Source organism: Lactobacillus sp. UMNPBX19, from assembly GCF_002553805.1.
Lineage (GTDB): Bacteria > Bacillota > Bacilli > Lactobacillales > Lactobacillaceae > Lactobacillus.
The window spans coordinates 12,995-24,769 of sequence record NZ_PCYR01000011.1 but is presented as its reverse complement, the minus strand read 5'-3'; the positions used below and the strand labels follow the sequence as shown (position 1 = coordinate 24,769).

General features: G+C 35.9%; 9 protein-coding genes. 6 read left to right on the top strand and 3 right to left on the bottom strand.

The features are described 5' to 3' along the window. Positions 1 to 10: 10 nt before the first annotated feature. From CP370_RS04685 to pyrF, 3 genes are all read right to left on the bottom strand, one after another. Positions 11 to 1,606 carry an Mbeg1-like protein gene (locus tag CP370_RS04685; RefSeq protein WP_087713042.1) on the bottom strand — a complete coding sequence of 532 codons (1,596 nt, stop codon included), beginning with the start codon at positions 1,604 to 1,606 and terminating at the stop codon, positions 11 to 13. 285 nt (positions 1,607 to 1,891) lie between these two features. Continuing rightward, complete coding sequence (gene pyrE, locus CP370_RS04680) at positions 1,892 to 2,530, bottom strand: orotate phosphoribosyltransferase (RefSeq protein WP_087713041.1); 639 nt, start codon at positions 2,528 to 2,530, stop codon at positions 1,892 to 1,894. 1 nt (position 2,531) lies between these two features. Continuing rightward, complete coding sequence (pyrF, locus tag CP370_RS04675) at positions 2,532 to 3,239, bottom strand: orotidine-5'-phosphate decarboxylase (RefSeq protein WP_023599555.1); 708 nt, start codon at positions 3,237 to 3,239, stop codon at positions 2,532 to 2,534. Positions 3,240 to 3,489: 250 nt separating this feature from the next. On the opposite strand from pyrF, the gene CP370_RS04670 reads away from it, so the two are divergent. The 6 genes from CP370_RS04670 to carB all read left to right on the top strand — a co-directional run bounded on the left by CP370_RS04670 (position 3,490) and on the right by carB (position 11,769). Then, complete coding sequence (locus tag CP370_RS04670) at positions 3,490 to 4,413, top strand: dihydroorotate dehydrogenase (RefSeq protein ID WP_087285326.1); 924 nt, start codon at positions 3,490 to 3,492, stop codon at positions 4,411 to 4,413. Between the two features lie 167 nt (positions 4,414 to 4,580). Continuing rightward, entirely contained in the window at positions 4,581 to 5,123 is a 543-nt protein-coding gene (gene pyrR / locus CP370_RS04665) for a bifunctional pyr operon transcriptional regulator/uracil phosphoribosyltransferase PyrR (RefSeq protein ID WP_034525115.1), read from the top strand. A 146-nt stretch (positions 5,124 to 5,269) separates the two neighbouring features. Continuing rightward, the gene (locus CP370_RS04660) at positions 5,270 to 6,226 is read left to right on the top strand and encodes an aspartate carbamoyltransferase catalytic subunit (protein ID WP_087713040.1); all 957 of its coding nucleotides are present in this window, start codon (positions 5,270 to 5,272) and stop codon (positions 6,224 to 6,226) included. Continuing rightward, the gene (locus tag CP370_RS04655) at positions 6,226 to 7,503 is read left to right on the top strand and encodes a dihydroorotase (protein WP_087713039.1); all 1,278 of its coding nucleotides are present in this window, start codon (positions 6,226 to 6,228) and stop codon (positions 7,501 to 7,503) included. Before CP370_RS04660 ends, CP370_RS04655 begins: the two co-directional genes overlap by 1 nt. Continuing rightward, positions 7,500 to 8,588 (top strand): carbamoyl phosphate synthase small subunit, encoded by a 1,089-nt coding sequence (locus CP370_RS04650; protein WP_087713038.1) that lies wholly within the window; start codon positions 7,500 to 7,502, stop codon positions 8,586 to 8,588. The genes CP370_RS04655 and CP370_RS04650 overlap by 4 nt, the downstream gene beginning before the upstream one ends. After that, on the top strand, positions 8,581 to 11,769 hold the full coding sequence (gene carB / locus CP370_RS04645; RefSeq protein ID WP_087713037.1) for a carbamoyl-phosphate synthase large subunit: 3,189 nt from the start codon (positions 8,581 to 8,583) through the stop codon (positions 11,767 to 11,769). The genes CP370_RS04650 and carB overlap by 8 nt, the downstream gene beginning before the upstream one ends. Positions 11,770 to 11,775: the final 6 nt, after the last annotated feature.

Genomic DNA, 11,775 nt, shown 5'->3' with positions numbered 1-11,775 from the left:
ATTTAATTTGTTAACGATGTTTAGGCGGAATTTTTGATTTTCTTTGTTTAAATAATTCCATTATTAATTGGAAGAGGCCATAAATGATCAGTAAAATTCCTAAAATAATGACTGCTTGGCGACTGAAGTAATTAGGATTTACAATTACAATAATGCCAGCTGCGAAAGCAATTAAACTTTCAACCACATCAATGATATTTTTGAAAATTCCATTTTTCTTATTTTTAACGATTACATTACGTAATCTGACATATGCAAAACCGATCAAGAAGATCCCTAGAACATAGTGAGCTAAGAAAGCCAATAAACGGTTATTAGAAATAATCGCAACAGCTAAGCCAAAAACAATGAGATAAGTAATAATAAAGAATTGCTTTGACTTAGGCACTAAATGGGAGTTAGCAGCTGTAACAATGTGATAGCCACTCCATCCAATACAAAAGACGCCAACTATTCCTCCAAATGCTCGATAGGCATAATCAGGAATCGTCAGGTTTACAATACCAAGAATAATTAATACCCATCCAATAATTGAATTGGGATTTATAAATAATTTTTCTAGATGAGTTGCTTTAATACTGCGCCAGATAGTTTCCCATAAACTCCCAAGAACAAATCGCGTTCTTCTAGATGAATTAGTAAGAGAGAAAAGAATAGCGCCAAAACCACCAAAACCATTTTTATTAAGTTCTGTAATTTTGGTTGCTCCACTAGCTGCAAAAGCATTAAATAGATCATTGGTTAGGGCTTCACGTTCTTGAAGATTTGCTTCACCAATCCATTGATTTATGATTTGATTATATATTTTAGAAGTTGGATTGCGATGAGCTCTAGTAATAAAGTGAGAACCCGATACTTCCCAGCTCATTGGATCGTGTTGAGCTAGTTTTGGCCGATCACTAACTAAAATTGTTGGGGTAATGTTTTCTGGCTCAAAAAGCCGGCCAATGATACTAAATTCAGGCACATAACGTTTTAGTTTATCAGTTACCCCATCAACTTGAGTACTAAGCCCAGGACTATCAAAAGTGCAAATAGTTTTGATCTGCTTTTTTAAGTCATCAGGTAAGTTAACTGCTGCATATTCAGCAAGATTACCACCTTTGGAGTGACCAGCTAAACTGTAGACTTGTTTAGTAGTCTTTAAAATATTTGTCAGATACTTCAGAGCATATTTTTGTGCACCGGTTGTTCTAAAACTAATTTCAAAATCTTCTTTCCAGCCAACTAAGCTATCATCTGTTCCTCGAAATGAAATAAAATTAGTATCATTATCAAGACTAATTTTGATTGCAGAAAATTGTATCCGATCAGTAAGAACATCCACAAAGTAAGATAATTTTGCATCCCCAAAACGAACAGAATTTGCCATTAATTTTAGTAAATCTTGATACTTATAATGGTCGAGATGTTGATTTGAAGAATTAAAATATTTTTCAGCGGCTTCTTTTATTGAAATTTCTTTATTAGAATCGGGGACAATTCCATTAAGATGAATATAAGAAAACGTGGCAATTACTAATGCATCAACTTCGTCAAAGGGTCGTACAGAAAGGGAAATGTCGCCACGCCATTTTATGTAAGACAAAATATTATTTGTATCCATATTTCATCCATCCTTTCTGCCAATTACAATTATTATATAGATAAATGTTATAGTTTTTATTAACGAATTGCTAATAAAAAAGAAAATCACTCACTCTCCTTAAGTCTACCACATGCTAAATGAGGCGATTAATTAACTTGCGGTATTGATAAATATTTGTAGCCAGTTTGAAATTAAAGAAAATTTTATTAATAAAAATAAGCTGGAAATAAAAGAAAGAGACTGATTAAATATAAAAATCAGTCTCTTTTTAAATTAACTATATGATGATAATCTTATTGAGATTTAACTGTTAAATTTTTTACCCCAAGCCCATGGATCTTCATGCCAGGTTTTTAAAATATCATATTGGTCACTGGTAATATGTCCGGATTCATTTTCTTTTTTAAGTAATTCAGGATAAGAAAGAAGGGGAGTATATTTTACATTTGCTTCTTTAAAGTTTTCTTTTGCATCTGGCAAATAATAAGTGAAGATTGAAGCAATCCCAGCTACTTTTCCACCATCTTTTTCAGTAGCTTTAACTGCGTTTAAAACTGATCCACCAGTGGTAATTAGATCATCAATTAAGACAATTTGATCATTTTCTGAAAAACGACCTTCGATTTGACGACCTTTACCGTGATCTTTAGGTTTTGGACGAACATAAATCATCGGTAAATGTAATTTTTCGGCAACTAAAGCAGCATGAGGAATACCAGCAGTTGCAACTCCGCCAATAATTGTTGCTTGAGGAAATTCTGCCGCAATTAGGTTGGCTAGGTCACTAGCAATCATATCACGCAGTTCTGGATAAGAAACAGTTAACCGAAGATCGGTATAGATTGGTGAAAGCATTCCACTTGCATAAGTGAAAGGTTTATCAGGAGAAATAGTAATAATTTTTTCTTTGATTAATTGACTAATAATTTGATCTTTATGCATGTTAGTTGAACTCCTTTTTAATTGCTTCGTATGCGGCTTCTGGATCAGTAGCTAAAGTAATTGGCCGACCAACAACAATCGCTGTTGAACCCCATTCTTTTGCTTGAAGTGGAGTAGCTACGCGTGATTGATCATCTTTAGCATTACCAGCTGGTCTAATTCCAGGAGTTACGTACAAAAAGTCTTCTCCAACTTTTTGACGTAAATTTTTAACTTCAAGTGGAGAACAAATTACACCGTCTGCACCTGCTTTTTTAGCTGTTGTAGCTAAGCTTAATACTTGATCATTCATCGATAAATTGCAATTTTGCTCATAATGTAGAATTTCGTCTGAAATAGAAGTTAATTCAGTTACAGCTAGTAATTTAGGAACATTTTTATCAATCGGAGTTCCCGCAATTAACCCATCTTTTGCAGCCTTAATCATTTGACTACCACCAAGTGCGTGAACCGTGGTGTAGGTAATACCCAAACGAGCTAATGCTTTTGCGCCATTATAGACTGTATTAGGAATATCGTTCATCTTTAGGTCTAAAAAGATTTGATACCCCTGTTCTGATAATTGTTTTACGATTTTAGGGCCTTCGTTAAAGAAGAGTTCCATCCCGATCTTAATAAAAACATTTTCAGGTTTACCTAGTTTCGGTAATAGTTCATTTAATTTCTTTTCATTGTCTAAATCTAAGGCAACGATAACAGGTCTACTCATTTTTCCTCCATAAAAAAAGTCTATACCGAGCGCAGAGAGACACTAGGTATAGACTTTCTCAGATAATTTAAGCCAATAATTCTAACTTGCGGTCTCTCTGTACCGTTTAAAGTTTAATCAAAGTGAAGTTTAGCATCTTCGAGAAAGAATTACAAATAAAATTTTTGACTTTGAAAAAAATAAAAAAGCGTGTACAATCAATTCTTGAAAAATAATTGAATGACAGAGAGCATTCATTTTGGAGGAAAATATGATTAATACACACGTAAAATTACCAGGATTAGATTTAAAAAATCCAATTATGCCAGCAAGTGGTACCTTTGGTTTTGGGGATGTACCGGCAGCCAAGAAATTTGATTTAAATGATTTGGGAGCAATGGTAATAAAGACGACTACTCCTCATAGTACAACAGGTAATCCGCAGCCCCAAATAGCTGTTTTAAATACTGGGGTGTTGAATTCAGTTGGATTAACTAATCCCGGTGTGGATGCGGTGATCAAAGATAAATTAACTCCGTTGCGTAATGAATATCCTGCCTTGCCAATTATGGCTAGCGTTGGTGGAGAAGATGAAGCAGGATATCTTGAAGTAGCTAAGAAGCTATCTGATTCTGGACTAGTAAATGCCTTAGAGATTAATGTTTCTTGTCCGAATGTGAATCAGGGCGGAATGAGCTTTGGCGTTCATCCTGATGTAGTGGAAGAATTGACTAAAAAAATTAAGTCAGTCGTAAAAATTCCAATTTATGTAAAATTAACCCCTAATGTCACTGATATTACGCAGATTGCGAAAGCAGCTGAAAATGGTGGCGCAGATGGATTATCCTTAATCAATACTCTTTTGGGAATGGAGATTGATGTTGAAACTAGAAAGCCTGTTTTAGGTCACAATATTGGTGGTCTTTCGGGAGAAGCCGTAAAACCAATTGCTATTAGAATGGTTCACCAAGTTCGAGAAAGTACAACTTTACCAATTATTGGGATGGGTGGAATCAGTTCTGCTAAAGATGTAATTGAATTTATCCTAGCTGGTGCTAATGCAGTTGCTGTTGGAACGGCTCATTTTAAGGATAGTCTTGCTTCAAAGCATATTGCTGATGACTTACCAAAGGAATTAGAAAAGTTAGGAATTACAGATATTAATCAATTAGTGAATAAAGTCAATTTTAATTAAATGGCTTGACAAAAATCAGAAAGTACAGTAATTTTAAAACAATAAATGTCCTTTAAAATTAGTCCCGTGAGGCTAGCAAGGCAGGCTTAAATAAGTATGACTTTACTATAAGCTCCTAGTCTCAAGAACTAGGAGCTTTTTTTATGGGTAAAATCAGGAGGAAAAATATGGCAAAGGAAATTTGGGATGCACTAGCAATGAAGCGTGCATTAACTCGAATTACTTATGAAATTATTGAGCAAAATAAGGGTACTGATAATCTTGTTTTAATTGGAATCAAGACAAGAGGAGTTTATTTAGCCAAGAGAATTCATGACCGAATTCAAAAATTAGAAAATGTTGATGTGCCAATCGATGAGCTAGATATTACGCTTTATCGTGATGATCGTCATGATGCTTTACTAAAACAAGATCCAGTAGTCAATTCTAACCAAATTGATGTTGATATTACCGATAAGAAAGTAATTTTAATTGACGATGTAATTTATACTGGTCGAACAATTAGAGCAGCGATGGATGCTTTGATGGATGATGGACGTCCTAGTTCAATTAAAGTGGCAGTTTTGGTAGATCGCGGTCACCGTGAATTACCAATTAGAGCTGACTTTGTCGGTAAGAATATCCCAACTGCAGCTAACGAACAAGTTGCTGTTAACATGGTAGAAAAAGATGGTAAGGATTCAGTTGAACTGAAATCTCTATCAAAATAATTAAGAAATATTAATTTAATAGTCAACCATTTAATTGACTCCAGAGAGGGCCAGAAGGGTTGCTATATTTTTCGTATACAAGAATATGAAAAATAGGCCTGGAGCAATTAAATGCTTCAGGCCTTTTGCTTTAGAAAGAATAAAAAATGGAAAATTTAAATCTTGTTAGTTTACCACATTTTGTTAGTGTAGAAAATCTGAGTGTTGAACAAGTTGAAGCTTTAATTAATCGAGCAGAATATTTTAAAAATGGTGGAGCTACGCCTAATCTAACAGATCCCATCTATATTACTAATATGTTTTTTGAAGATTCAAGTAGAACGCATACTAGTTTTGAAATGGCTGAAAGAAAATTAGGTTTAACTGTAATTCCATTTGATCCTGCTCATTCTTCAGTTAATAAGGGAGAAACATTATATGATACATCCCTGATTATGGAAGCTGTGGGAGTGAATATTGAAGTAATTCGTCATTCAAAAAATGAATACTATCAAAATTTAATCCGCCCTCAAAATCATCAACATTTAGATATTGGAATAATTAATGCCGGAGATGGCAGTGGGCAACATCCAAGTCAATGTTTGTTAGACATGATGACAATTCATGAACATTTTAAGCAATTTAAAGGTCTAAAAGTAGCTATTGTTGGCGATATTACTAATTCACGAGTTGCTAAAAGTAATATGGAATTACTCCATCGGTTAGGAGCTGAAGTTTACTTTTCAGGACCTGAATATTGGTACTCGAAGGAATTTGATAAATATGGAAAATATGAAGAACTAGATAAGTTGATTTCCGAGATGGATGTGATGATGCTCTTAAGAGTTCAACATGAAAGACACAGTGATGATCCTAATGAAAAGAATTTTAATGCAAAAGCATATCATGAAAAATACGGAATTAATAACCAACGCTATCAAGAATTAAAGCCAAATGCAATTATTATGCACCCCGGTCCAATTAACCACGATGTTGAATTAAGTGCAGATTTGGTGGAAAGCGACAAGTGTATGTTTACTCGTCAAATGCAGAATGGTGTGTTTATGAGAATGGCAATGATTGAGGCAGTCTTACGAGGAAGAAAATTAGGAGGGCTCAAGTAATGACTACTGTAATTAAAAACGGAACTGTGTACCAAAACGGCCACCTAATCAAAGCCGATGTTTTAATCGATGGTCAAAAAATTAAGTCTATTGGAACCGATCTAGAAGGGGAAGAAATAATTGATGCTAGCGGGATGATAGTTAGCCCAGGCTTAGTGGATGTTCATGTGCATTATCGTGATCCCGGTCAAACCTATAAGGAGGATATCAAAACTGGTAGTCAAGCGGCAGCACGTGGGGGTTTTACAACTGTTGGTGCTATGCCTAATGTCACTCCTGTTCCTAATACAGCTGAATTAATGGAGAAAATGGTTAGAGAAAATCAAAAAAAGGGGTTAGTTCATATTCTCCAGTATGGTCCTGTCACTAAGGATGAAACAACTGATATTATTCCTGACTACGCAGAACTTAAGAAAGCAGGCGCATTTGCATTAAGTAATGACGGACATGGAGTTCAAAGTGCGCAGACAATGTATCTGGCCATGCAAAAGGCTAAAGAAAACAACTTAATTATTGCAGCCCATGCCCAAGATGATTCACTTTTTAATAAAGGAATTGTTAATGAAGGAATAGCAGCTGAAAAATTAGACTTACCACCAGTTACAGAACTTGCTGAGACTACGCAAATTTCTCGTGATCTCCTTTCAGCACAAAAAACAGGAGTCCATTACCATATTTGTCATGTTTCGACAAAAACCAGTGTAGAATTAGTTCGTTTAGCAAAAGCACGAGGGATTAAGGTAACGTGTGAGGTTGCACCACACCATATTTTATTGACAGATAGCGATATTCCAGAAGACGATCCTTACTTTAAGATGAATCCACCACTAAGAAGTAAAGAGGATCAAGCAGCTCTTTTAGTTGGGATGCTAGATGGAACAATTGATTTAATTGCTACTGACCATGCTCCCCATGCTAAAGCGGAAAAAGAAGGTAGTATGCGAGGAGCCGCTTTTGGAATTACAGGAAGTGAGACAGCATTTAGCACTCTTTATACTAGATTTGTAAAGGAAGAGAAAGTTTTCACGCTTGAACAATTACTATCTCTTCTTACTGATAAGCCGGCTACAGTATTTGGTATAAAAAGCGCAGGTCTTCTTGCACCTGGTGAGAATGCAGATATTGCGATTTTTGATATTGAGCATCAAAAAGAAATTAAAGAAGAGGATTTTAAGTCTAAAGGAGTAAATACACCATTTACTGGTCAGAAAGTATATGGGGAGACAGTGATGACATTTGTTGATGGTAAAGTTGTATATCAAAGGGGAACAAAATGAAACGCTATTTAATTTTAGAAGATGGTAGCATTTATGAAGGCAAAGGCTTTGGAGATGATTGTGAAAGTAGCGGTGAGGTTGTTTTTACAACAGGGATGACGGGCTATCAAGAAGCAATTACTGACCAAAGCTATGCTGATCAGATTTTGGTTTTTACTAATCCGTTAATTGGAAACTATGGAATTACTTTGGCAGATTATGAATCACTTGAGCCTCAAATTAAGGGTGTAATTTGCCACCAAGTAGCGCGTCACCCAGACAATTGGCGTATGCAAACAACCTTGCCAAAGTTTTTAAAACAATTAAATATACCTGGCTTGCAGGGAATTGATACTCGTGAATTAGTTAAGAAATTAAGAATTCACGGTACTCTAAAAGGAAGAATTACTGATTCAAAGGAAAATGCAGCAAGTATTGCTCAAGAATTAAAGCAAAGAAACATTACCCAAGGTGTAATCAGCCGTGTTTCAACGAAAAATTCTTATCCAGTTCCTGGCTCGAAAAGAAATATAGTTGTTATTGACTTTGGTATTAAGCACAGTATTTTACGAGAATTAGCGGAGAGAGACTGTAACTGTATTGTCTTACCTTACACTGCAACAGCCGAAGAAATTTTAAATCTTAATCCAGACGGAGTGCTTTTATCAAATGGGCCTGGAAATCCAGAAGAAATGCTTACGGCTGCAAAAATGGTCCAAGAAGTTGAAAAACATGTTCCGCTATTTGGAATTTGTATGGGCCATCAAGTCTTTGCTCTAGCAAATGGGGCTAGTACCTACAAAATGAAGTTTGGACATCGCGGCTTTAATCATCCTGTAAGAGAAATTGCCACTGGTAATATTGGTTTTACTTCGCAAAATCACGGCTATGCGGTAGATCCGAAATCTATTGATAAAGAAAACTTGATGATTACTCATGTTGAAGTAAATGATGGCACAGTTGAAGGATTACGTCATAAAAAATATCCTGCCTTTTCAGTCCAATTTCACCCTGATGCAACTCCAGGCCCTCATGATGAAGACTCATTGTTTGATGATTTTATGTCAATGATTGACCAAAGAAAGGAAGAAGAGCGTCATGCCTAAGAGAACAGATATTCATAAGATTATGGTAATTGGTTCTGGTCCAATTATTATTGGTCAAGCTGCAGAATTTGATTATTCAGGAACACAGGCTTGCTTAGCTCTTCGTGAGGAGGGCTATGAAGTAGTATTAGTTAATTCAAACCCTGCTACGATCATGACTGACACTACTATTGCAGACAAGGTTTATATTGAACCCCTAACTGTGGAATCAATCTCAAGAATCATTAGACAAGAGTATCCTGATGCAATTTTACCAACGCTTGGTGGGCAAGTTGGATTAAATATGGCTCTTTCATTAGCTAAAACAGGAATTTTGGATGAGTTAAATATTGAATTATTAGGAACAAGACTTTCTTCGATTGAACAAGCAGAAGATAGAGAGAAATTTAAAGAGTTATGTAAAGAATTGGGTGAACCCGTTCCACCATCAACAACTGTTAATACTGTTGAAGAAGCTTTAGAGTTTGGCGATAGAATTGGCTATCCAATTATCGTTCGTCCAGCCTTTACTATGGGTGGAACTGGTGGTGGTATTTGTAATAATCATGAAGAGTTAGCAAAAATTGCCAAGAATGGATTAGAACTGTCACCTGTTACTGAATGTTTAATTGAGAAATCAATTGCGGGCTATAAAGAAGTTGAATTTGAAGTAATGCGTGATCATGATGATAATGCAATGATTGTGTGTTGCATGGAGAATTTTGATCCAGTTGGAATTCATACTGGGGATTCTATTGTTTTTTCACCTAGTCAGACTTTGAGTGATAAAGAATACCAAATGCTTCGTGATTGTTCTTTACGTTTAATTAGGGCTCTTAAAATTGAGGGAGGTTGTAATGTTCAGCTAGCCTTAGATCCTAATAGCTTTGACTATGATGTTATTGAGGTGAATCCTCGAGTTTCACGATCAAGTGCATTGGCTTCAAAGGCAACAGGTTATCCTATTGCAAAAATGGCCGCAAAGATTGCAATTGGGATGACACTAGATGAGATTAAAAATCCGGTAACTGGAACAACGTATGCTGAATTTGAACCAGCTTTAGATTATGTCGTCTGCAAAATTCCTCGCTGGCCATTTGATAAGTTTTCTAAGGCCGACCGCACTTTGAGTACCCAAATGAAGGCTACTGGTGAAGTAATGGCAATTGGTCGAACAGCTGAAGAGGCAATGCAAAAGGCAGTAAGATCCCTTGAAATTGACGAAAAAGATCTCTATTCTGAAGCAGTTCATCATGCAAGTGATGAAGAGATAGAGAAAAAACTAGTTAAAGCGCAAGATGATCGACTCTTTTATTTAGCAGAAGCCTTTCGCAGAGGGTATAGTCTTGAAGATGTTCATGAATTAACCAAAATTAACTTTTATTTCTTAGATATTGTTAGTCACATGGTAGAGATGGAAAAAAATATCCAAGAAAATAAGGATAATCTTGAAACTTTACGTTTAGCTAAGAAATATGGTTTTAGTGATGCAACTATTGCTACTTTATGGAATGAAAGTGTTCATCAAGTTAGAGACTTGCGTAAAAAGAATGGGATCATTCCAGTCTATAAGATGGTTGATACTTGCGCCGCAGAGTTTGAATCAAAGACGCCATACTTTTACTCAACTTATGATGGTGAGAATGAATCACATAAGTCTGGTAAAAAATCAGTAATTGTTATTGGTTCTGGTCCAATTAGAATCGGACAGGGTGTCGAGTTTGATTATGCAACTGTTCACTGCGTAAAAGCACTTCAAAAGATGGGCTATGAAGCCATTGTTATTAATTCAAATCCAGAAACTGTTTCAACTGACTTTTCAATTTCTGATAAATTGTATTTTGAACCCCTAACCTTAGAAGATGTATTGAATGTTTGTGATTTGGAAAAGCCCGAAGGTGTAATTGTTCAGTTTGGAGGACAGACTTCAATTAATTTGGCTGCTGGGTTGAAAGATCACGGGATTAAAATTTTGGGAACCAGTGTTAAAGATCTTAACCGTGCAGAGGATCGTGAACTATTTGATCAAATAATTAAGAAACTTAAATTAAATCAACCAAAGGGCTTAACTGCAACAACACATGAAGGAGTTATTAAAGCGGCTGAAGAGTTAGGGTATCCGGTCTTAGTTCGTCCAAGTTATGTGCTGGGTGGAAAGGCAATGGAAATTGTTTACAACAAGAGTGAGCTTGAAGAATACTTGTATGACCACGTAGACATTGCAGCTGATCATCCAATTTTAGTAGATGACTATTTAGACGGTCGTGAGTGTGATGTCGATGCAATTTGTGATGGGCAGGATGTTTTACTACCCGGAATTATGGAACACATTGAACATGCTGGTGTTCACTCTGGCGATTCAATGGCGGTTTACCCACCACAGAACTTTATGGATGAAGTTAAAGATAAGATTATGGATGTTACGCGTAAGCTTGCTCTTACTTTGAATTGTGTGGGAATTATGAACATTCAATTTATTGTGAGAAACGGTGAAGTTTATGTAATTGAAGTAAATCCTCGTGCAAGTAGAACAGTTCCATTTTTAAGTAAGATAACTGGAATTGAAATGGCACAAGTTGCGACTCGGGTAATTATGGGCGAAAGGCTGGTGCAGCAGGGCTATAGTGATGGTCTAGCACCTGAACCAGAGATGATTAGTGTTAAGGCTCCAGTCTTTAGTTTTAGTAAGTTAGCTGACGTAGACTCATATCTTGGCCCAGAAATGAAATCGACAGGTGAAGTAATGGGAAGCGACCATACTTTTGCGAAAGCTCTTTATAAGGCTTTTGCCGGAGCTAAGATGCAACTACCTGAAAATGGAAATGTTTTGTTAACAATTGAAGACAAGGATAAAGAAAAGATTCTTCCAATTGCAAAGAGATTTGCAAGAATTGGTTATCGAATTTTTGCTACTAAGGGTACAGCGAACTTTTTAAAGAATAATGAGTTACATGTTGATCTTGTAACTAAAGTTCATGAAAACGAAAATGCAGATGGCAATATCTTAAATGAATTAAGAGAGGGAAGAATTGACTTAGTGATTAATACCATGGGACACGATATTGAAAAGAATTCTGATGGCTTTATTATTAGACAAATGGCTATTCAACAGAATGTCCCATTACTAACAGCTCTTGATACAGCTGACGCACTCTTAACATCTCTTGAAAATAGATCATTTGCAACAGACGCTTTAAAATAGGAATGC